Annotated in this window: 20 protein-coding genes; 12 read left to right on the top strand and 8 right to left on the bottom strand. The window is 49.5% G+C overall.

From position 1 onward, the window contains the following. The 10 genes from AB1656_20780 to AB1656_20825 form a co-directional block, all read left to right on the top strand. Positions 1-361: hypothetical protein (locus AB1656_20780; protein ID MEW6237829.1), on the top strand; the 361-nt coding region annotated here is incomplete at its 5' end. 185 nt (positions 362-546) lie between these two features. Next, a complete protein-coding gene (locus tag AB1656_20785; GenBank protein MEW6237830.1) occupies positions 547-696 on the top strand; it encodes a hypothetical protein in 150 nt (49 codons plus the stop codon). A gap of 234 nt (positions 697-930) precedes the next feature. Next, positions 931-1,365, top strand: a complete 435-nt coding sequence (locus AB1656_20790) for a hypothetical protein (protein ID MEW6237831.1) — start codon at positions 931-933, stop codon at positions 1,363-1,365. Positions 1,366-1,514: 149 nt separating this feature from the next. Continuing rightward, entirely contained in the window at positions 1,515-3,035 is a 1,521-nt protein-coding gene (locus tag AB1656_20795) for a DASS family sodium-coupled anion symporter (protein ID MEW6237832.1), read from the top strand. 206 nt (positions 3,036-3,241) lie between these two features. Beyond that, positions 3,242-4,204 (top strand): KpsF/GutQ family sugar-phosphate isomerase, encoded by a 963-nt coding sequence (locus AB1656_20800; GenBank protein MEW6237833.1) that lies wholly within the window; start codon positions 3,242-3,244, stop codon positions 4,202-4,204. A gap of 228 nt (positions 4,205-4,432) precedes the next feature. Beyond that, positions 4,433-7,186, top strand: a complete 2,754-nt coding sequence (locus AB1656_20805) for a TrlF family AAA-like ATPase (protein ID MEW6237834.1) — start codon at positions 4,433-4,435, stop codon at positions 7,184-7,186. Then, the gene (locus AB1656_20810; protein ID MEW6237835.1) at positions 7,179-8,435 is read left to right on the top strand and encodes an ATP-binding protein; all 1,257 of its coding nucleotides are present in this window, start codon (positions 7,179-7,181) and stop codon (positions 8,433-8,435) included. Before AB1656_20805 ends, AB1656_20810 begins: the two co-directional genes overlap by 8 nt. Before the next feature lie 90 nt (positions 8,436-8,525). Beyond that, positions 8,526-9,371, top strand: a complete 846-nt coding sequence (gene kdsA, locus AB1656_20815; protein ID MEW6237836.1) for a 3-deoxy-8-phosphooctulonate synthase — start codon at positions 8,526-8,528, stop codon at positions 9,369-9,371. 111 nt (positions 9,372-9,482) lie between these two features. Continuing rightward, on the top strand, positions 9,483-11,015 hold the full coding sequence (locus AB1656_20820; protein MEW6237837.1) for a sodium/solute symporter: 1,533 nt from the start codon (positions 9,483-9,485) through the stop codon (positions 11,013-11,015). Next, positions 10,999-11,256: a hypothetical protein gene (locus AB1656_20825; protein ID MEW6237838.1), complete on the top strand. Its 258-nt coding sequence runs from the start codon at positions 10,999-11,001 to the stop codon at positions 11,254-11,256. The genes AB1656_20820 and AB1656_20825 overlap by 17 nt, the downstream gene beginning before the upstream one ends. Before the next feature lie 388 nt (positions 11,257-11,644). Here AB1656_20825 and AB1656_20830 read toward each other — a convergent pair whose 3' ends face one another. The 4 genes from AB1656_20830 to AB1656_20845 form a co-directional block, all read right to left on the bottom strand. Continuing rightward, positions 11,645-12,328 (bottom strand): hypothetical protein, encoded by a 684-nt coding sequence (locus AB1656_20830; protein MEW6237839.1) that lies wholly within the window; start codon positions 12,326-12,328, stop codon positions 11,645-11,647. A 112-nt stretch (positions 12,329-12,440) separates the two neighbouring features. Next, entirely contained in the window at positions 12,441-12,665 is a 225-nt protein-coding gene (locus AB1656_20835) for a DUF2283 domain-containing protein (GenBank protein MEW6237840.1), read from the bottom strand. Between the two features lie 125 nt (positions 12,666-12,790). Beyond that, a complete protein-coding gene (locus tag AB1656_20840) occupies positions 12,791-13,000 on the bottom strand; it encodes a DUF2283 domain-containing protein (GenBank protein ID MEW6237841.1) in 210 nt (69 codons plus the stop codon). Positions 13,001-13,384: 384 nt separating this feature from the next. Then, complete coding sequence (locus AB1656_20845; protein ID MEW6237842.1) at positions 13,385-14,185, bottom strand: alpha/beta fold hydrolase; 801 nt, start codon at positions 14,183-14,185, stop codon at positions 13,385-13,387. A gap of 325 nt (positions 14,186-14,510) precedes the next feature. Here AB1656_20845 and prfB point away from each other — a divergent pair, with 325 nt between their 5' ends. Further along, the gene (gene prfB / locus AB1656_20850) at positions 14,511-15,614 is read left to right on the top strand and encodes a peptide chain release factor 2 (GenBank protein MEW6237843.1); all 1,104 of its coding nucleotides are present in this window, start codon (positions 14,511-14,513) and stop codon (positions 15,612-15,614) included. Positions 15,615-15,647: 33 nt separating this feature from the next. Then, positions 15,648-17,492: a 6-hydroxymethylpterin diphosphokinase MptE-like protein gene (locus tag AB1656_20855; GenBank protein ID MEW6237844.1), complete on the top strand. Its 1,845-nt coding sequence runs from the start codon at positions 15,648-15,650 to the stop codon at positions 17,490-17,492. Positions 17,493-18,105: 613 nt separating this feature from the next. On the opposite strand, the gene AB1656_20860 is transcribed toward AB1656_20855, so the two are convergent. The 4 genes from AB1656_20860 to AB1656_20875 all read right to left on the bottom strand — a co-directional run bounded on the left by AB1656_20860 (position 18,106) and on the right by AB1656_20875 (position 23,010). After that, a complete protein-coding gene (locus tag AB1656_20860; GenBank protein MEW6237845.1) occupies positions 18,106-19,206 on the bottom strand; it encodes a GntR family transcriptional regulator in 1,101 nt (366 codons plus the stop codon). A gap of 594 nt (positions 19,207-19,800) precedes the next feature. Further along, entirely contained in the window at positions 19,801-20,967 is a 1,167-nt protein-coding gene (locus AB1656_20865) for a rhomboid family intramembrane serine protease (protein ID MEW6237846.1), read from the bottom strand. 29 nt (positions 20,968-20,996) lie between these two features. Continuing rightward, complete coding sequence (msrA, locus tag AB1656_20870; protein MEW6237847.1) at positions 20,997-21,464, bottom strand: peptide-methionine (S)-S-oxide reductase MsrA; 468 nt, start codon at positions 21,462-21,464, stop codon at positions 20,997-20,999. A gap of 166 nt (positions 21,465-21,630) precedes the next feature. Next, positions 21,631-23,010, bottom strand: a complete 1,380-nt coding sequence (locus AB1656_20875) for a sigma-54 dependent transcriptional regulator (GenBank protein ID MEW6237848.1) — start codon at positions 23,008-23,010, stop codon at positions 21,631-21,633. Position 23,011: the final 1 nt, after the last annotated feature.

The raw sequence follows: 23,011 nt of genomic DNA on the forward strand, positions 1-23,011 counted from the left end.
TTTATCCTCGCATGACAAATCAATAATTAAAGTATGGAATTTTCAATTGAACGAATATACCTTGATATCGCCTGAAATTAAAATCGGAAACAATCCGAGCAAAGATATTTCGATCAATAACCAATATATATTAATTGGAAATGACGCCGATGGCCATACGACGCGAATTGTAAATATAAAAACAGGAGAAATCGTCAAAACCTTGGATTTAAAGGAAGACATGTTAGGATATAATGATAAAGTGAGTCATGCGAAATTTACTCCTGACGGCAAGTACGCCTTAATATGCGTCGATGAAACGGCGTATTTGTACGACGTATCGGATTTAAATTCCAATATTAAAAGCGACGGCAATTTTTAATAAAATTTGGCAATAATACAAAATGGATGGGCCGATTCGTCGGCCCATTTTTTTTTAATTTTATATGGAGCGGCTATGATGTATAGGTTAGCGGCAATAGCGGCGCAAAAGTACGAAGACCCCATATCCGCCGATTTTCGCGATTTGGCGCTCAACGCCATGGAAAAATCCAACGACGCGAGGCCGTGAATAAGGGTCTGGACGATCTTGTGAAATATTCCAACACGCCTGACGAAAATTCTCAAGCGCTGGCGGTGGTGGAAGCTTTGCTAGGGGATGTGGAAGCGAATTCCTACCTCTTCAGCCAGGCTTCGCTGTCCAAGGCCGAGTTTTGAGCGTCAAAGACGCGGCGAAGAGGCCAAACCCCTTTTCAACAGTAGTAAAAGTCTATAACATGTAAAATATATTTACAAATATCCCAAATAATGGAAATAATAATACGGGTAACTATTGACAACGATCTAAATTCTTACTATAGTAAGTAATAGAGGCGTCGATAATATAGTTGAACATGACAACAAACTTCCAGACGAACGCAGGCGGACAAAAAGAGCTGGAGGTGGAAGACAATGACGAGAAAATCGAAAATCCATTTCGGAAACTGCATCGATTGCCAAAGATACGCCCGGTTGGACGGCGAAGAACGCTGCCAGGATTGCGCACGCAAAGAGATCGAACTCGTCGACGCCGCCTGCCATCTGCTTCGAGATAATCCCAAAGCCTCGCGGGACGACATCGCAGAAGCGCTGAACGTCCAGGCGAGCCGGGTGGAAGATTGGATGCGCCAGCGCAAAATCCGCACCGTCGCCGTCGATTTTACCTGCGAACATTGCGGTAAAATCTTGAAGAATTCATTGACCTGCGATTGCCGTCAGGAGATTTCTTCTCCTCCTTCCCCCAAGCCATCCAAAACGCAGCGCATCGTTTTTCTGGAATACAACGCCAAACGATCTCCCAGAAAACGCCGAAAACTGCGTCTGCGATTGTCCGCCGTTATCGGCTAGCCCACCTGGCGGGCTGCGCTGCGCTTAAAGACTGCCCTGTCGTTCTATTCCTTTGAAATATCTCCCCATAGCCCTATTCCAAGGCAATTCCAATTCTGTTATGTTGTTAAAAAATCGAATTAATCCTAATTTTTTGCAAAGGGGCTATTATGAATGGGGAATCCAAACAAAGCTGGGTTTTCGTTTCCATCCTATTGGCGGGACCGATTGCCTTCCTCGCCATGCTCTTGGCGCCTTGTCCCGAAGCGCTTTCCGAAAGCGGCCGCCGGGTGGCGGCGGTGGCGGTTTGGATGTCGATATGGTGGTTGACGGGAATCATCCCCGTCGGAGCGACCGCCTTGCTGCCCTTCGCCCTGTTTCCCTGGCTGAACATCATGAAGGGTGACAAGGCGATCGCTAACTTCGCCCATTGGATGATCTTTCTCATGCTGGGCGGCTTTTTGATGGCGTCGGCGATGGAGCGCTGGAACCTGCATCGCCGCATCGCGCTGGCCACGATCGATTGGATCGGCGCAACGCCCCGGCGCATAGTTCTAGGATTCATGATCGCATCGGGCTTCATATCCTTGTGGATCAGCAACACCGCGACGTCGCTCATGATGCTCCCGGTCGCCATAGCCGTACTCAAAAAATTCCGCGAGATTGCAAATAAAGAAATCTGCGACCGGATCGAACCGGCGCTCATGCTGGCGCTCGCCTATTCCTGTTCCATCGGCGGCGTGGGCACATTGATCGGCACGCCGCCCAACGGCATATTCGTCAGCCAGGCGAGCAGCCTTTATGGGCAGAAAATCGGCTTTTTGGATTGGCTCAAAGTGGGTATTCCCATGATCGTAGTTTTGATTCCCATCGCCTGGTTCTATTTAGTCCGAATCCAATTTCCTCTTCCCTCCCGCGTCGTTTCGGGAAGCGTCGAAGTGATTCGAGAGGAGCGTAAAAATTTGGGGCCGATGAGCCGGGGAGAAATCGGCGCAGCGGTTATCTTCGTTCTAACAGCGTTAGGTTGGATCTTTAGTTATCCCATAACGATAGGCGATCTGACCATCCCCGGCATTGCCACCTATTTCCCCATGGTCAATAGTGAAGCCACTATCGCCATGGTTTCCGCCGTTAGCCTCTTCTCCATTCCGGTGGATATTAGAAAGCGGGAATTTATCCTCGATTTGAAATCCGCGCTGGGCATCCCCTGGGATATCCTCTTGATCTTCGGGGGCGGCATCTGTCTCGCCAACGGCTTTACGGAATCGGGACTGTCGGAATGGATTGCGAAGCAGTTGACGTTCTTAAGCGGTTTCCATCCCTATATCATCGTTCTGGCCTGCGTAGCGACTGTAACTTTCCTGACGGAAGTAACGTCCAATACCGCCTGCGCCACCATCTTCATGCCCATCATGGGCTCACTCGCCGTAGGCATCAACCAAAATCCCTTCTTGCTGATGATCCCTTGCTGCGTAGCTGTTTCTATGGCCTTCATGTTTCCCGTGGCGACGCCGCCCAACGCCGTCGTCTACGGATCGGGTTTTGTTTCCATCCAGCAAATGTCGCGTGCGGGCTTCGCCATGAATTTCATCGCCATCACATTCATCACGCTGCTTTTTTTGACGATCGTCTCTCCCTGGCTTGGAATAGAGTTGAACGCCGTCCCGAATTGGGCTATAAGCCATCCTTAATGGGGACTGGGAGACTGAGGGACAATGAGACTGGGGGACAATATCAGAATATTTTTGTTTTTATCCTGAAAATCCTGTATATCCTGGCCATCCTGATTCTGACAAAAAGAGAGTAACATCCACCCCATCCCGAAACGCTTTAATATTGAAGCGTAACCTATCATTTGAACTAGTAGAGGAGAATCGTCATCCTGATAACTTCGTACTTGTCCGTCGCCAAGGAAACCCTGAAGAGTGAAGCCGATGCCATATTGCAAGTTTCCTCCCGCTTGGGAGATAATATCGATGCGGCGGTGAAAATCATTCTGAACTATCCCGGCAAAACCGTTGTGGCCGGGATGGGCAAATCCGGCCATATCGCCCAAAAAATCGCCGCCACGCTGTGCAGTACGGGAACGCCTTCCGTCTTTCTCCATCCCGCCGAAGCTCTGCACGGCGATCTGGGCGTCTATGAAGCGGGAGACCCTACGATCCTCATTTCAAAAAGCGGAAGCACGAACGAACTGCTGCGTCTGATTCCCCTATTGCGTTCTTTGAAATCGCCCTTAATCGCCATCATTGGTAATTTGGACTCGCCCTTGGCCAGAGAAGCGGATGTAATTCTGGACGCCTGCGTAGAACGTGAAGCGGACCCGTTGGGCTTGGCTCCCACCGCCAGCGCCATAACGGCGTTGGCTTTGGGAGACGCCCTAGCTTCCGCGCTGATGTCCGCCCGCCGCTTTACGGAACAAGATTTCGCCAATTTTCATCCCGCCGGGCAATTGGGACGCAACCTCTGGCTGAAAGTCGCCGACGTCATGCACCCCAAGAACCGCGTCGCCCAAGCCTCTCCAGACAGCGCTTTGAAGGAATTGATTATATCTATGACGCAATACAACTTGGGCGCGGCTTGCGTGCTGGACGAAAACGAGCGGCTCGCGGGCATCATCACCGACGGCGATCTGCGCCGCGCTTTGTTGAATCATGAAGAGACCTGGACGCTGCGGGCGGCCGATATGATGACGCGCTCGCCGGTAACGATCTCTCCCCACGCCGCCCTCAAAGAAGCCCTGCAACTCATGGAAGATCGCCCCTCGCAGATTTCCGTCCTGCCCGTGCTGGAAACATCCACTAACCGCTGGTTAGGATTGATCCGGGTGCACGACATCTATCAACCGATGCTGGTATGATTTTGATTTTTCAATATTTATATCTTGCTTTGTTATCTTTTTAATAGTTTATATAATCGATCTAAAGAATCCTAAGATTGACTTCATGATATCGTAGAGATAAAGTTCTGTAAGCATTTGAAATTCTTGCATTTGCTAATTCGGCGAATTTACGGCGATCATTTCTTAAAAGAAAGCCCCTAAATTTCTCGTGAGGCCATTTTAATCCACGAAACAAATGGGAGGCAAATGATGGCAGAATGGAAATGGAAAGGCGCACGGTGGTGGAAGTTTGATTTCCATGCGCATACGCCGGCATCCAATGATTACGGAAAAGGGCCAAATCAAGCGCAGCTCAAGCAAATAACGCCGAAGGATTGGCTTCTTAATTATATGCGCGCTGGGATCGATTGCATTGCGATAATGGATCACAATACCGGCGCATGGTTTAAACAACTTGAAGAAGCTTTGTCGATTTTAGATAGAGAGAAGCCTGACGATTATCGGCAATTATCTTTATTTCCAGGGATGGAAATTTCCGTTCAAGGCGGCATCCATGTTCTTACGATTTTTGATACTTCAAAAACTACTTCTGATATCGATGCGCTTCGAGGAAGCATAGGTTATCGCGGAACTCCTGGCCATTGCGATGGAGTAACAACAAAATCCTTCGTGGATGTTGTGAATGAGATTGTTTCTGCTGGAGGAATTGCGATTCCCGCCCATGTTGATGAGGATAATGGCTTATTTCAACAAAAAGGAACTACGCTTGCACAGGAATTAGAATGTGATCAAATATATGCAATGGAACTGATTAATCCTGCCTTTCCAAAACCGCAAATCTATAATGATAAGAAATTATCATGGACAGAGGTTCTTGGAACAGACGCCCATCACCCCACTGGAAATGACGGCCAACAATATCCAGGCAGTCGCTTTACATGGGTGAAAATGGAGGAACCTGATATCGAAGGATTGCGGTTGGCGCTTTTAGATGGGGCGCTTTCGATAAAACGCAGCGACCAAGTTACTGGAGATCCAAACCAACACGCCGACTTGGCTATAGAAGAAATCAACGTCTCTATGGCGAAGTATCTAGGACGCGTAAATCCTTTTGCGCTCCAACTGAATCCCTGGCTTAATGCTATAATTGGAGGAAGAGGGACTGGAAAATCAACTCTCGTGGAATTCTGCCGGATTGCGCTTCGACGAGAGAAAGAATTACCTGAGGATTTGGAAATTGAGTTTAAAAAGTATTCCAATGTATATTCTAGTCGCGAGGACTTTGGCCTTCTCACGGAAGAAACGGAAATCATAGTGGTTTACCGTAAAAACGGAACGAAATTTCGAATTCAATGGAGTACTAATGGCAATTTAGAACCAATTCAAGAATATATTAATGACGAATGGCGCCGAGCCGCAGGAGAAATCCAGCATCGCTTTCCAGTTCGCATCTACAGTCAAAAACAGATATTTCATCTTGCCAAAACGCCGCTGGCGTTGCTCAAGGTTGTGGACGAGGCGCCTGAAGTTGATTATCGATTATGGAATGAGCGCTGGCATGAAGAAGAAGCCCGCTTTCTTTCCCTTCGCGCGAAAGCTCGAGAAATCGAAGCGGGATTATCGGAAGAGCCGAGATTATTAGGCGAACTCGATGACGTAAAGCGAAAGTTAACTGTCTTTGAAGAAGCGGGACATGCAGGAGTATTAAAGGATTATCAAAAAAGAAGCCGCCAACAAAGAGTTGTTGAGTTATGGAGCGAAAGTTTGGCAGACATAGGCGACCGGCTCCGCGAAGTTGCCGGAGATATTGTTCCGGATGAACTAGACGAATCGGCATTTGATATTCAATTGCCGGAGGACGGCGAATTAAAGGATCTCGCAGCATCAACAAAACGCCGCATAGATGAAATTAGGAAAAAACTTGAAGAACTTGCATTGGAAGCCGATCATGCTGTTGCCGAATGGCAGAAAAATAAGGATCAATCAAAGTGGAAGCAAGATGTAAACAAAGCAGTTGGCGATTATGAGTATTTACGCAAGAAACTTGAGGAAGAAGGAGCGGGCGATCCCTCGGCTTACGGGGAACTGGTTCAACGCAGACATACTATCGAACAGCGATTGCAAAACCTGCAGGAACGTAAAAATCAAGTAAACGATCTGCGAAATGAATCGAAAGCAAGTCTATCGCGGCTATTGGAAATCCGCCGCTCCCTGACGGAATTGCGCCGCTCGTTCCTTGAAAGCGTATTGACTGATAATCGCTATGTGCGTATTGAAGTCATTCCCTTTGGAGCGAAGGAAACGATCGAAGAAGAATTTCGCCGTATTATACAAAAAGAAAGTGAAGAATTTAAAAAAGATATTGAAGGGCTATTGGATAATCTATTAATGAACAGTTCGTCTTCATCGCAAAGAGAGGAATTTTTAAATAATATCAAGCAACATATACATGCTATTTATACGGACGCATCGGGATTCATAGAAGTGAAAGATGCGCGATTCAAGAAACACATTAAAAATTTGCTCCCTGAGGCAATAGACCGTCTTGATCTATGGTTTCCCGAAGATTCTCTTGAGGTTCAATATAGCGCAACAGCGGATGGACAGCGTTTCCGCTCCATCCAAGAAGGTTCGCCTGGTCAAAAGACAGCGGCTTTGTTAGCTTTTTTATTATCTTACGGTAAGGAACCTTTGATTCTAGACCAACCGGAAGACGATCTGGACAATCACTTAATCTACGACCTGATCGTCACTCAGTTGCGAGAAATTAAGCAGAATCGGCAGGTAATCGTTGTCACGCATAATGCAAATATTGTCGTGAATGGCGATGCTGAACTCGTCTGCGCTTTAGAGGCGCGCGGCGGCGAGTCGCAAAAAGAATGCGAAGGCTCGCTGCAGAAGAAAAAAGTCCGAAATACCATTTGCGGGATTATGGAGGGGGGACTAGAAGCGTTTAAACGGCGATATCGCCGGATTGCATTGGAGAAATTCAATGTTTGATAGTATAGAGGAATTATTACAGAAAATACGCCTTGGCGAAGACACCTCGCTGGAATTAAAAACAATATCCTTTAAAGGAGACAAAATATCCGGCCCTGCGCGGGAAAACCTTGCCGACGAGCTGGCCGCAATGGCTAATACGCACGATGGCGTATTAGTATTGGGAGTGGATGACAAGACAAAAGAGATCACGGGCATTATCCCTGCGGAAAAACTGGAGACAGTTGAAAAGTTTGTGTTTGAAATTTGCAACGAGAGCATAAAGCCGCCCATCGTTTTTCGGTCGTTTCGATTAGAGTTGCCTGACAGCGCCGGGACATTGCAACCCGTTCTAAAAGTGGAAATACCCCGCAGCTTATTCGTTCACGAAAGCCCGGGCGGCTACTTTCATCGCCAAGGTAGTTCGAAGCGGAAAATGCCGCCCGATTATCTTGCGCGTCTTTTTCAACAGCGCAGCCAGGCGCGATTAATTCGATTCGAAGAACAGCCAGTCCCTCAGTCAGGATTAAACGATCTTTCCGGAGATTTATGGCGCCGGTTTACAACTCGTTCCAACGAGTCCGAAGAAACGGTCTTGCTAAAACGGAATTTGCTGACCAAGGAAGAAAATGGCGTAATCCGCGTTTCAGTAGCTGGCGTTTTGCTCTGCAGCATGCATCCAGAACACTTTCTACCCAATGCCTTTATCGAATCTGTTCGTTATCGTGGAACTCAGCAGGACTCAAATTACCAAATTGATGCGCAACGAATACGAGGGCCGCTGGATCATCAAATCGATCAAGCGATGGCTTTTTTGAAAAGAAACCAACGTATTGCGGCGGATAAAGTTCTTCACAGAATTGATATTCCTCAATTTAGTGAAAGAGCTGTTTTTGAGGCTGTAGTCAATGCCGTGACTCACCGCGATTATTCCATCTTTGGATCGAAAATACGTTTCTTTATGTTTGACGATCGTTTAGAGGTTTACTCTCCTGGCTCTCTTCCGAACACTGTCACCATTGAAAATATTGCCCTGCGGCAAGCAACGCGAAATGAGCTGATAACCAGTCTCCTCGCAGAAACGCCTATAGCAGAATCTATCGAAAATGTTGGACGTGGATTTTATATGGAAAAGCGAGGGGATGGCGTTCCAATTATCTTGAGAGAGAGCGAAAAACTATCAGGGATAAAACCCATCTACAAATTGATAGATGATTCCGAACTACTCCTTACTATTTATGCAGCGCCGACAAGGAGACCAATCTCCTAATTATAAAGCCACCAGTTTCCCCGTCTTAGTATTAATAGTATAAGTTTTGTGAAAACGGTACGCAGCTCGCCAAATTGGAGAAAAACAACCATGCTTGAAGAATCTATTCCGCCCGCCTGCTTCGAACTCGCGCCCGGTGTTGCGATCGGCGGCCATCCCTTTTTGTTGATCGCGGGACCGTGCGCCGTCGAATCGGAAGCGCTTGTCATGGATACGGCGCGGCGCTTGAAAGAAATTACGGCCTCGCTGAAAATCCCCTTCGTTTTCAAAGCTTCTTTCGACAAAGCCAACCGCAGCAGCTTGAAATCCTTCCGCTCCATCGGTTGGGATGACGCCCTGCAAATCCTCGATGGCGTCCGGCGCGAGATCGGCGTTCCCGTATTGACCGACGTTCACGAAACCGCCCAGGTCGAACGGACGGCGCAGTGCGTGGATATTTTGCAAATCCCCGCCTTCCTTTGCCGCCAGACTGACCTCCTGCTGGAATGCGGTCACAGCGGCCTGCCGGTGAATATCAAGAAAGGCCAATTCATGGCGCCGGAAGACATGCGCGGCGCCGTGGAAAAAATCCGCGAAACCGGCAATGCGCGCGTCCTGCTTACGGAACGGGGAACCAGCTTCGGCTACCATAATCTGGTCGTAGACTATCGCTCCCTGCCCATCATGCGCCGCTTCGCCCCCGTCGTCTTCGACGCCACCCACAGCGTCCAGACGCCGGGCGGTTTGGGCGATTCGTCGGGAGGGCAACGAGAATTCGTCCCCACTCTCGCACGAGCAGCAGCGGCGGCGGGTGTGGACGGCTTCTTCATCGAAACTCATCCCGATCCCAGCCGCGCCCTCAGCGACGGACCGAATATGATTCCCTTGGACGAGATGCCTCTCTTGCTGCAATCGCTGCTCGATGTCTCCACAGCCTCTCGTTATAGTCAGGGATAAACCTGAAAACAGCGTTTCACCTTCCCTTGCGCCCAAATTTTTCGTAGGATACCCAATCTGTCGTTATTTTGCGGCGGCGATTTTATCAATGGCAAGCGATGGGACGATCCTATGGAAATGGAAGCATTGAAGGGACTCGATTATCTCGTAATGATCGTCTATCTGGTGGGGACGGTCGGCTTTGGAATTTACCTGGGTAAAAATATTAAGACGGGAAAAGATTTTTTTCTTGCCGGGCGCAAACTGCCCTGGTGGGCTGTAGGCATGTCGATGGTGGTTACGGATATCGGCGCCATTGACGTCGTGGGCATCGCCGGAATGGCTTATTCCTACGGGATCGTTATGGGCAATTTTGACTGGATCGGCTGCATCCCAGTCATGCTGATTGCGGGCTTTCTTTTCATCCCCTATTTCTGGCGCTCCGAAGTCTATACCATTCCCGAATTTTTAGGCAAACGCTATAACAAAGCAGTGCGCACGGCGGCGGCGTTGGTATGGGGCGTATTCCTGGCCTGCAACTTGGGCATCATGCTTAATGCGACGGCGAAAATGATGGAAGTGATGCTGGATTGGCCGATGGTGTTTTCTATTATCGCCACCGCCGTTGCGGTCGGAGTTTATACTTACGCAGGCGGATTGACCGCCGTAGTCTATACTGACGTGATCCAGTGCATCGTCATGTTCGTTGGATGCGCTCTGACGCTCTTCATCGGTCTTTATAAAGCAGGCGGAATTTATTCCTTCGTAGAACAAATTCACAATCTCGGCGATCAATACAAGAACCATTTCGAACTCATTCTGCCCGCCGATACTAAGGCCCCATGCCCTTGGTCGGGCATTCTTCTCGGCCTCGGCTTCGTGCTGGCGCCCGCATACTGGATCGGCAACCAAGCCATTGTCCAACGCTGTCTGGGCGCGCGTTCGGAATTCGAAGCGAAGGCCTCTTTCATGTGGGGAGCGATTTTAAAAACGTTCATCCCCTTCATCATGGTGGTTCCCGGCATACTCGCCCTGGCGCACAATCCCAACATTCCCGACGCCGATCAAGCGCTTCCCATCCTCATCCGCGACGTATTGCCCGTCGGAGTATTGGGGATTTTCTTCGCGGCTTTTCTGGCGGCGCTCATGTCCAGCGTCGATTCGTGCCTAAACTCGGCGGCAACGCTCATCACCAAGGACGTATACGAGCAATACATCCGCCCCAACGCCTCCGATAGGCACTATCTGATCGTCGGACGCCTCATTACTGTCTTCGCCATCGTTTTCGCCGTCTGTTTTGCAATATGGGTGCAGCGGGAAAGCATCTACGCCATGATCCAAACCCTCTTGTCCATCTTCCAAGGGCCGAGTCTCGCCATCATCCTTTTGGGCGTCTTATGGTGGCGCACGACGGGAACGGGCGCTTTCATTGGCCTTGTCGGCGGCATCGCCTTCTCCTGCTCGCTTACGCTAATCAACAACTACGCTTCGCAACCGATATTCCAGATTCAGGAACCCTTCTTATACATCGCCTGGTGGTCGTTCGTATTCGCTTTAATCCTGACGGCGGTTGTCAGTCTGCTAACGCCGCCCGAACCGCAAGAAAAACTGGTTGGTTTGGTCCACCGCTACGTGATGAGGAATGATTATGCAAAATCTAATTGATGGGTTTGCTTCCCTAATTCGCCTACCCGGCGACGCCTTGCGCGAAGCCGTCGTCGCGATTCCTCTCTGGGCCGCCAAAGGGATTTTTCTTTTCTACCCGCTGATTTTATTGATCTGGATCTATTCCATGAGAGAATCCGAGGTGAAAGGCGAACTTCCCGGAGCAAAGAAAATCATCGACTTGCGCCCCTATGCGGCGGCATCTCTTATCATGCAGATCGTCATCTACGCCATTTTTTAATTATTAACTCATGTTACGCATGAGAAAGAGTTAAAAGAATATTCCACAATTACGTTCGAATCGCGTAGACGTGAAAGGAAAAAGAAAAACGCGAAAAAGGAATCCCTTCATAAACCCGCCGTTGAAACGGCGGGCTATTATTGTTTGCCCCTTTAAAGGGGCATTTGGCAATAGCCCAGCCTTTCAAGGCTGGGAGAAGAAATTTCGCGGCATTCGACTCTTATTGCGTTTCGAAAGAACCATAATCATGGAAGCCTCAACGCCTTTTTTGAACGATTTTTCCGATGGCATAAAAATATTGGCTGCGTAACAAGAATTATTAAATTGAAAGAGACCGGCCTCGACGCTGCCGGTCTCTTCCCTTGGCGTTATCGATAAACGCAACCGCTCACTTTTTCTCTTTACTATAGGCTTTCAGGAGGCCAGTTCCCGTACTCGCTTCGGGACGGCCTGGCACCTGCGTCGAAAACGACCACTTAACAAAGCCATTCACGCTGGGATGAAGCCAAAACTCGCGCATAGTAGTAATAGCGACGGCTTGGCCGTCCTGGCCCGTAAAACCGAACGTTTCTTCGCTTATTACGTGAGCGCAGTCTTTGAATTCGCCGGCGGGAGCCTTGATGGATTCATCCTCTACGCGCTTCGCCGTTATTTTAATCGTCATCGGCGGATTCTCGTTCCATTGGAATTTCGGTTCGTATTTCTTCTCTTCCCCCGCTTTCAAGTCCATATAATCGAAAGGAAAGGGAGGATCAATGATCAACGCGGCGTTTTCTCCCATTTCGATCTTATCGTTCATTCTTTTAGCGTCTACATGATGCTTGGCGGGCTGCTCGTCGTTGTCGCCCCATTTTTCCTGGATAATCCACCGTTTTTTCTCGCTTTCGCCCTGAACGGCAATCACTTCCCGCGTGCGGTCTCCCACGATCTTGGTTCCTGGCGGTCGAAACGGGACATCACCCTCATGCTGGTAGGTCCATTTCTCTCCCACCATCCATGGATCGGCGGCGAAAGCCGTCGCCGACAATCCCGCCAATACCATCCCCATTGTGAATAATGCCAATCTCCTCATGCTGGTCTCCTTTTCCTTAGATTTGAAATATGCCGTTGCCTTACCCGTTTAATTAGTATTCTGAAATGGAAAAAAGGTTTCGCGATTTTGGAATTTTTAAACCATAATTCGCTTATCTTAGCGCAGCTCTTATCGGCGCGTTTTCCAGCTCTACGCTAGGCAGATTCCCTTGTCCCACGATTCGGCGAGCGTCCAGGATTTCGATTCCCACCAATGTTTCGTCTGCGGCAAGATTTATACTAATCTCTTCCGTAAGCCGTACGCATTGGCATTGATGGTCTCCCTCCAACAAGCGGATATAGAGAGCGTCCACTTCTTGATCGTAAGAAATTCGCATAAGGTACTCTCCAGAATTTACTAAATGGTTGCTTAATAGATAAGGCTGGAGATTTTGAAGTTATGGTTGGATATTGAATGTTAATATTTCGCCAACAAACTATTCGCTGTTATACAAAAAAGAGATCATGCCACCGACAAGTCGGCCTCCAGCGGATTCTGCTTCTTAAAGCGGCTCACTCCCATGATGCTGAAGCCGATGATATTTCCCTGCCCATCCACGCGCTCCATCACGGCGTCATGATCGGTTTCCTTCATATAACCGGCGCCCTCTTCAAATTGCACTTCGAGATAATCGGCTTCGGCGTCAAACCAGAGTTTCACTTTATGGGCCATATGTCTTCTCCTGATTTTGGTCTGTCCGTCAAGTAAGCTGTAACAATGAATGCATCCTCCTCAAGATATTTTACCACGGCGCATAACCATTTACCACCTACTAGGGTATGTGCAAAAAATTTATAAAACAGAAGCGCCGCCTCATCCGACCGGGAACGGCGAACCAGCGCTGGTATACTCAATACCTGTTCTATTCCATCTCCATACCTTTCATTTCCGGATGGGTGAGGATATGAATAAGTCGCTCCTCTGTCAGCCGCACTTTACGGCCAAAACAGTCTTCCATTAAAAACATTCATCTACCCCTATTCCATTCTCCCATAAAACGCATAGATCATTTAAAAAATCGGTTGCAGGGCGATCAAACCATCAGTGCGCCGCCGATCACTCGAACATCGGCCCTTTCTCTTCCGCCAACAGGTATTTTTCCAGCCACTCCACCGTCCATTGGGTCAGACGCGAATCGTAGGCGTGGCCAGCTCCAAGCATCATGGCGTAGGCCAGATTCTCTTCCGCCTCGGCTACGGCGTATTCGGGATGCAGTTTCTCGTAGAGCTGCGCCGCGAAATGGGGGTCGGCGCGAGTATCTTTCTCTCCCGTTACGATCAGCAACGGCTTCGGCGCCAATTTTTCCAGAAAATTCAGCGGTTCGAATTGTTGGATCAGCGGATGTTTTTCCAAGCCTTTGAATTCCACCAGACTTGTGATTTTGCAGACGGGCAAGAGAGCGATGCAGCATCGCAGACGCCTTTCCTGTCTCAAGGCGTACAAAGCATGCATCCCTCCCCAGGCCAATCCCGCCACCGCCATCTTGGCGGGGTGAGCGATTTTCCGGTCTACGAGAAAATCGAAAATCTTTTTGATATCTTCCATCGCGCCGTAGAAGGGATTTTTCTCCTTATGCGTGATGATCTTCATGAGGTTCTCGATGGCGGGGCGTTCTTTGTTTTCCCGCCTTTCTCCATGGCCGCGCAAATCAACGGAAAAAAGATTGACTCCGAGATCCCGGATCGCCTCGGCGAACTCGAGGTACCGATCTTGAAAAATCTGATTGCGGGATCCATTCAAGCCATGAAAGTAAACCAGGGTCGGCGTCGTCCGTATCTCGTGGCCGGGCCGTGAAAGCAGGCCGTGAATCGCAGGCGTTATGTCCTTGATCGTAACAGGAAAGATATTCAGCGGCATAAGAGAATTCTTTCAATACGAATTTGAATCGTTTTCTTTGCCATGAGAATACGCGAAACCGGCACGGATGAAAAGAGTATTCTTAATTTCAACAATGATTATCCTCGAAGGGGCGTCCCCTCGCGGAAGCCCGAAGATTCAAGGATGATCGGGATTTTTTATCCTGAAAAAACCTGCAAATCCTGCCCATCCAGTTTCAGACATATATTTCGTCAAGTATAATTAAATTCTATGTGGCGCCGTCCGCCGACTCTACTCCTTAAACGATAGGTATAAATAACCATGTACGAAGAAATACGCCGCGAGTTGGAACCTTGCGAAAAACATCTCGAAGAGCTTGGGAGGTTTCTTTGACATCCGGGGCAAACGCTGCGAAGTCGAGCGCCTGGAACTAGAAATGAACGCGCCGGGATTTTGGAACAATCCCCAGGTCGCCCAAGAACACGGCAAGCAAATCAAGCGCTTGAAAGAATTGATTGAACCCTATTCACGCTTGAAAGCCTCCTGCGATGACCTCGCCCTCCTGATCGAAATGACGGAGGAGGAGAAAGAAAAAGGTCACGACGAAGAATTTCAGGCGGAATTGGAACGTTTCCGCGGAGAGCTGAACGAATTCGATCTGCGTTGCACCCTCAGCGGCGAGAACGACGCCGCCAACTGCTTCGTCAACATTCATCCCGGCGCGGGAGGCACCGAATCCTGCGATTGGGCTTCCATGCTGATGCGCATGTACCTGCGCTATGTCGAACGGCGGGGTTGGAAAGCTCAGATCGTCGACTTTTTGGAAGGGGAAGAGGCGGGAATCAAAAACGTCACCATCCACGTTAAGGGCGAAAACGCCTACGGTTACATGCGGGCGGAAACCGGCATTCACCGCCTGGTGCGCATCTCCCCCTTCGACGCCAACAAGCGCCGCCATACCTCTTTCACGGCGGTTCACGTCATGCCGGAATTCGACGACGACATTACAGTCGAACTCAACGAGAAGGATTTGCGCATCGATACCTACCGCTCCACCGGCGCAGGGGGACAGCACGTCAACACCACCGATTCCGCCATCCGCATCACTCACTTGCCGACGGGAACCGTCGTCACTTGCCAGAACGAACGCTCCCAGCGCCAAAATCGGGAGACGGCGATGAAAATCCTCTATGCGCGCCTCTACGAAATGATGCAGGAGGAACAAGCCGAAAAAATCGAGGAAATCTCCGGCGAAAAACGGGATATCGCCTGGGGCAACCAGATCCGCTCGTATGTATTTCATCCCTATAATATGATCAAAGATCACCGCACCGGCGTGGAGCGCGGCGACATTCAAAACGTGATGGACGGCGACCTGGACGATTACATCTCCGCCTATCTGCGCGCTTCTCTAGCTGGCAAAGACCTGAAGGTGAAATCCATCGGCGACGCCGTCGAGGCGGACTGACCGGATCGCCTTCGATATTCCGCGAGGAGCCGCTTGACGCCTGATTCGCCCACATTCAACGCCAATCGGCTCGCCGCCAGCCGATTCCATCCCCATCTTCTCCCCTTCTTAGAGGAGCAGGAGCCGGAGAAGGCGTCTGCGCCTCCCATCGGCGACGAATACGATGCGATTCCATTGGACGAGAATCCGCTCCCCCGTTCCAATCGCTATGCCATCGTATTCGGATTGGGCGAGGGAAAATGGATCAAGGATTTTTTTCGGCAAAACCAAAATTCTTGCCGCCGGCTTTTGATCGACGAGCCGGACGCCGCACTCTTTGCGAATACGATGCGCCGCGCCGATTTCTCGATTCTTTTTAGCGATCCCCGCGTCCATTGGTCGGTCGGCCCTCAGGCCGACAGCGTAAGCGAACGCATGAAGAACGACGCGACGGAAATCGGCGCCTGGGGCGTCTCTCTTTGGATCAACCGCTCCGCCGCCGCCCTCTTTCCGCAATTTTATCGGCAGCGCCAAGAACTCGTCCACCGCTTGGCGGCCATGGCGAAACAAAACGCCGCCCTTCAGATCGACCGGGGATTCATCATCCAACATAACATCCTGCGCAATTTGCCTTGGATGCTGCGCTCCTGCTCCCTCGAACTTTTCGAGAATCGATTTCGAATTTCTCCCGCCAACGTCATCGGCGCCGGGCCGTCATTGGATAAGAACATCGACTCCCTGCGCCAAGCATCCCCAGGCGTATTATTAATTGCAACGGATACCGCACTCTATCCATTATTGAAGCGCAACATTCAACCCCATTTCATCGTATCCTGCGACCCTTTGACGTTGAATGCGCGCCATTTCGAGAATGTTCCCTCTTTAGACGGCGCCATCCTGGCGTTTTTGCCTGAAGTCAATTTCCGTATCTTGGAGAAATATCCCCATCATCCCCATCTACTTTGCCTGCATGACGGGGAATCGAAAACCTTGCGCCGCCTTGCCCGGTTCCTGCCCCCCGGAAACCGATTCCAGAGGCGCATGAATGCGGGATATTGCGCCTTCTCGCTCGCTCGATATTGCGGATGCTCGCCGATTATTCTGGCGGGAATGGATTTAGCCGTCTCTCCGCAAGGCTTCTCTCACGCTATGGAAACGGGAAACGTCTCGAAAGTGGAGATCGATCCCAGCGGGAAATCCGCTAGCTTATCGGGAAATGTGGAAATCCTACAAACGCCCGTGGAAGAAGTGGAAGGATATTACGGCGGAACGGCAATCACTTTCAATCATTTCGCCCAAACGATCCTGAAACTGGAACAAGAGATCGCCCAAATGCCAACGCCCGTCATTGATGCTACCGAAGGAGGCGCAAAAAAACGCGGCGCTATTCGCATGTCGTTGAAAGACGCGCTGCTCCAATATCCCGGAGCAGAAGACATTTCCCAACATCTTCATTCCTTATTATCGGCGCCGCTATCTTCGCAAAACGCCGATCCAATGCCTGAACTCGCCGCCCTGCAATGCGGAGTCGTTGAGGCGCTTCGGCAAATTCGATCGGGAAAAATTCGCCTGTCTCAATGGATGGAAAATCATCGGCAAGGGGAAATGAGCTCCGAGTCGATTCGCATCGGCCTCCAAACCTTTTTTTCGCGTTGGAACGATCTGCTCTTCTCGCCTGGCTTGGACGAGGCGGTGGATATCGGCCTTTCCCGCTGGCGCTTTGAAACGCAGCGCTTCGAATGGCCGCAGAGAATGGAGGATCCGGCGAATGCGGCCTCCTCTTGTCAAATTCTCCAACAATGGCTGGAGGGACTGCAAAAAGATTTAGAATTCTTCGCTCAACTATACGCCTTGGCCCTCTCTTCAAAAACCGCCATTCATCCTAAAAACGGCAGTTAGCAATTTGTTTGAGATTATTAATCCTTGGAGGCTCTTGCAAAATGGATAAAGTCTACGCTTTAATTCTCCCCCCAAGTTTGGGGGGAGTTAGAGGGGGGGTGATTTTATTAGGTTTAAAGCAACCCCCTCCTAACCCAATGTCATTAAGTTAAGACATAACGTGACGAAATTCCATTCCCTCGCCCTCTGGGAGAGGGTTAGGGTGAGGGATTTTAAATTCAACAAATTCATGCTATTAGATTTGTTGATATTTTCGATTAAGGAATTAGTCTATCCTTAACTTAACGACATTGCCTCCTAACCTCCCCCAGGCTTGGGGGAGGAATAATGGAATTTTTCAAGAGATTCCTTGTTTTTTAATAATGATGCGTAATGGCATCCTTCTCACCCAAAAGGTGAGCGGAATGGATTTCATAACTCGCTGAATTTATTATACTAATCACTCGTCACTTGTAACTTATCACTGTTTTTAAGATCATTCATCATTCCAAGTGGGTGGCAAGGGCAAGGTTTTCTTTGCCCTTGAGCGATCTGCGCAACAAGAAAACAGGAGAGAATCCAACGACTCTCTCCTGTTTTATTAAGAAAATCTATGGAAATACTCCAGCGAGACTTAATTGGCCGCCATCAACTCGTTTTTGGAATGAGTTGATTCGCGCAGCAAAAGACGTTGCGAAATAACGATTTCCCTCTCATCATTCGTATACCGAGAATCCATTTCGAGGCCAAGCTCATTGCACAATACACGGATGATGGCGTCTGCATACTCGGACGTGCACGGCGAGACGGTGGAAAGCCGCGGTTCGGAATACCGCCCGTAGCTGAAATCGCCATGGCCGATGATCGCTATGTCGTCAGGTATGCGCAATCCCAGCGTTTTCAATGCCCGCGCCGCTTCCAGCGCGATAATATCGTCATACGCCGCTAGGGCCGTAGGAGGATGAGAGCCGCGAAAGATCGACTCGAGCCGGGTTAGATTGACGTGCCATTCTTTGAACATCGCGGGATTGATTACTAACGCATCCGGATTCCACAAATCTCGTCTTTTCATAGCGTCCTTATAGGCGTTCCACCGTTCCGGAATCGGTCCAAAATCGGATTCGCCGCCTTTCGGTCCCGCATAGGCGATTCGAACATGGCCTTGTTGTAGAAAATGTTCGATCGCTTCACGGGCGCCGCCATAATAATCCCTGCGGACGATATACCAGGAGGGATTGGAATACTCGGACACTTTTTCGCCGATGATGACGGGCTTTTTGTTTTTCCCGAACAAAGAGGCGACGCTGACGTGCTTTTTAGGCTGAACGGGGAACCAGATCATCGCCCTGACCTCTTTATCGAACATCGTCCGGGCCATATTCAATTCCGCTTCTTCGTCTTCCGGCGAGAACATGATCATGACGTTGATATTCTTCTGGATCCCTTCTTCCACGATTTCCGACACCAATCCATCCGCCGAAGAATAATTCACCGGCATGATCAAACCAACGAGATTCGGCTCAGCCGTCTCCTTATCCCCATCGGCCGATCGCTTTACGACGAACGTGCCGCTGCCCTGACGCGATACCAGCCATCCTTGCCGTTCCAATTCGGATATGGCTCTAGTGACGGTGCTAAGGCTTAACCCATGCTCTTTCATGAGTTTCTCTCGCGTAGGAAGCGGATCCCCGGCTTTTAAAGCGCCTTCGTTTATTTGTTCACGAAGATGTAGCATCAATTGAACATACTTGGGTACCCGTAAAGAATCGAAACTTTTCACATTACACCTCGAACCTGATTGTTTTTTCCCCGATATTTAGGGTAACAGCCCATAATGCTTAATATCGAAAAAAAATTCAACTTAAATAAAATCTTCCCATTTTCTTTTTTCAATGAGATTAAGATTCATTTTCTTGTCCTCCAGCTTTTCCCTCCTCTCATCTTCAACAATTAATACGAATTTATATGATATTCGTCTCCAAAATTTTCCCATTTGATCCATTCATGGTTATAATTTTTTTTATTTTTTATATACAACCGAAAAAACCAACAAAAAATACAACCATTTCAATACATCTATATAATCGAATCATTAGAAAAAGCTAAAACATTACACCATTATCTTATCTCTTCTTTTTTATTTTGGAAGGTTTAAGGCAGAAGATGATTAATTATTACAAAATGAAAAATATATTAACAATTATTAATGCTATAATTCCCCAGTTTATACGGTAACAAAAACACCAACCAGCGTCAGGTTTGAAGGAAGAAATTTATGGGATTAATAGGATTATCTTCTTTGATTGTAACGATTTAGCCTTAGGAAGGATTAATACTGTTTTGTGAGAGAATTAACGAATTGTTTCTTCTTATCCAAATCTTTCCAAAGCATCCAGCCGATCAAACCTGCCGCCGCGCCGCCGAGCTGAGCCAAAGCGGATGCGTTGCTGACGCCGGCGATATGCCATTGGGCGAGTATCAATTGATAGCCGATCCACGGAAGAAATACTATGCAGGCGGGAAATTTTAACCAAATCCAGTTAAAGGTTAATGGATAGCGGAAAACGAATCCGAATTTCCGGTCATGGAATTTCAAAGCGTAAAAAACCATAATCCCGGATATGCCCCCGCTGGCGCCGATGCAAGGAATATCCGGATGAGGATCGAAGAGGACGTGCTCCATGCCTCCCGCGAGGATCGCAAAAAGCAAAAATAGGAGGTAACGGGATTTCCCCAAGAAATCTTCAACATCCGGGCCTAGCATGTTGAAAAAATATAGATTGCCCAGCAAGTGGACGATTCCGCTATGGAGAAAAAAACTGGTCAGAAACGTTAGACCCGCCATGCGCCGCGCTTGATTGGGATAAAGAGCAAAATGTTGAAGGGATGAATTGAAATTTTGAAAAGCCAGTACGCTGGCTATGGCGATGGCGGCGAGGAGGCCCCAGGTAAACCAGGGAACGGTTATTCTCGCATCCTCCTCCATCTTAACCGGCAACCCCAAAAGCAGGCTTATGGCGCTTTTCATGCTTGAGGAAGGTCCATCGTCGCTTTCCCAGAAAGAGCGTTGGTCGATTTCCTTGAGATGTTCGGCGCAAACTTTGCCGAAAGCAATCGCTGCGTCTTTGGGGAGTTTATGGCTTTGGAGAGGACGCCAAGGCATCAGTGGAAATTTTTCGTATTCGCCAGCGTCGAACCAAACGAATTGGCAGGGAACGCATACGTCAAGAAGGGGAAGTTCGGAACGGGAGGATGAATCCACTTCCAGCATTTTTTGCCCGCAAGCGGGACAGGAGCGCTTCTCGGTACCTTCGCCATTCAGCGCTTTTTTCCAAAAATAATTGACGGTTCCTTTCTCCAATCGCTTGCGTAAAACCGACATATTGACGGCGCCGCCGCCGCATTGAGGACAAAACCAAAAGAGATTGCCTTCATGATTCAACGAAGAGAGTTCAATTTGGCATTCTGGACAATGATAAACCATCTCCGAGGTCATAAGCGCCTCTATCCGCAAATTATATTTTCTTAGATGCTACAATGCCCTCCATGCTTTTCATAGTATCGTTGATGGTATTCTTCCGCTCGGTAAAACGTCTGCGCCGGAACAATCTCCGTAACGATTTTTCTTTTGTAGCGATGGGAATTTTGCAGCCGTTCTTTCGATACGATCGCCTCTTGCTTTTGTTTGTCGTTGTAGTAAAAAATCGCGGATCGATATTGGGTTCCGATATCAGGTCCCTGCCGGTTCAATGTCGTAGGATTATGATTCGCCCAAAATACTTTTAAAAGTTCTTCATAAGAAACTTGGGCGGGATCGTATTCCACATAAACGGCTTCGGCGTGTCCCGTTCGATCCGTACAAACGTCTCTATACGTGGGATTCTTCGTGGTTCCGCCCATATAACCGGCCGCCGTCTCTGCGACGCCTTTCACTTTGCGAAATGTCGCTTCTACGCCCCAAAAGCAACCGGCGGCGAATGCGGCTTTTTCCATTTTGACATCCTTTCTCGCATTAAAATGAGCGGCTTCGTTTCGGGGTTTAAGCTTATAGAGTCCCTTCACCGCCGGAGCCAATAGAATAGCCAACAGTAAAACAAACAAGAAGAGAATCCATTTTATAGTTCGGCGCGAGAAAAACAGGTTAGATGAAGAGCCGGAATCATTCGGGTTCGATAACATGTCCTTGCTCCTTGAACCGCCGCAGTTTGTAGATCAAGGCTCGGCGGCTGATGCCTAAGGCGCGGGCGGTTTCCGTGCGGTTGAAATTGCGATCGCGCAGCGTTTGCAGAATGGCGATGCGCTCGATCTCTTCCATCCGGTTTCCCCGGGATTCGCCGCCGCCCTCTTCGCTTGTCTTCCGGCCCGCCGCCTGAATTCGTTTGGGCAGATGTTCGGGCAGAATCAATCCGCCTCTCGCCATCAGAGACGTCCGCTCCATCGCATTGCGCAGTTCCCGTACGTTGCCGGGCCAATCGTAAAGTTCCAGGCAAGCGGTTACGGAAGCGGACAAGCGCGGCTTGCCTTTGGAAAATTCCTCCGCGAAACGGTTGGCGAGAGGAAGGATGTCCGCCCGGCGTTCGCGCAGCGGCGGGACGTAGATTTCCATCACGTTGAGCCGGTAGAACAAATCCTCGCGGAATCGTTTTTCCTCCGCTTCTTTTTCCAGATTCTTGTTGGAGGCGGAAAGAATGCGCGCATTGGTTTTTCTCTCGGCGTTCGATCCAATGCGCTGGAACGTTCCATCCTGCGTTACGCGCAGCAGTTTCGCTTGCAGCGAGAGCGGCATTTCTCCAATCTCGTCCAGTAGGATCGTCCCGCCGTTCGCTTCTTCGAAACGTCCTATCCGTTGATTGACGGCGCCGGTGAAGGCGCCCTTCTCGTGGCCGAATAGTTCGCTTTCCAGCAGCGTTTCGGGAATGGCGGCGCAGTTGACCTTGATAAGCGGCCCCGAAGCGCGTGCGCTCCAGGCGTGAATCATATCCGCTACGACTTCCTTGCCCGATCCGCTTTCGCCATGAATCAAGATGCGCGTGTCGGACGGCGCCGCCAGCGCCGCTTCACGGAATACGTCCCGCATGGCGGGGCTAAACGCAATGATGTTTTCCGGCAATTTCAGGTCATCGGGAAACCTCGGCGCGGCGCCTTGTTCCATGCCTACCGCCTGACGCACCGTTGACAACAGTTCGTCGAGGTCGATCGGCTTTTCGAGGTAATTGACGGCGCCGTCGCGCATGGCGCCGACGGCGTCTCGGATATCCGCGTACGCCGTCACCAGCAGCACGGGAAGAATGGGATGCTTCTCCCGCGCCCGGCGCAGCGTTTCCAGACCGGATACGCCCGGCATCCGCACATCCGATACGACCATACTAATACTTTGCGCATCGAGAATGTCCAGGGCTTGTTCCCCCGAAGAAGCCGTTACGATATCAAATCCCTGGCTGGAAAGGAAAGATTGGATTAGGCCGCGTTGTCCCGCATCGTCGTCGACGACGAGAATGTGCGGCTCTATATGTGAATCATCGTCTGTGCGAATGGCCATT

This window comes from Candidatus Omnitrophota bacterium, from assembly GCA_040755155.1.
Lineage (GTDB): Bacteria > Hinthialibacterota > Hinthialibacteria > Hinthialibacterales > Hinthialibacteraceae > JBFMBP01.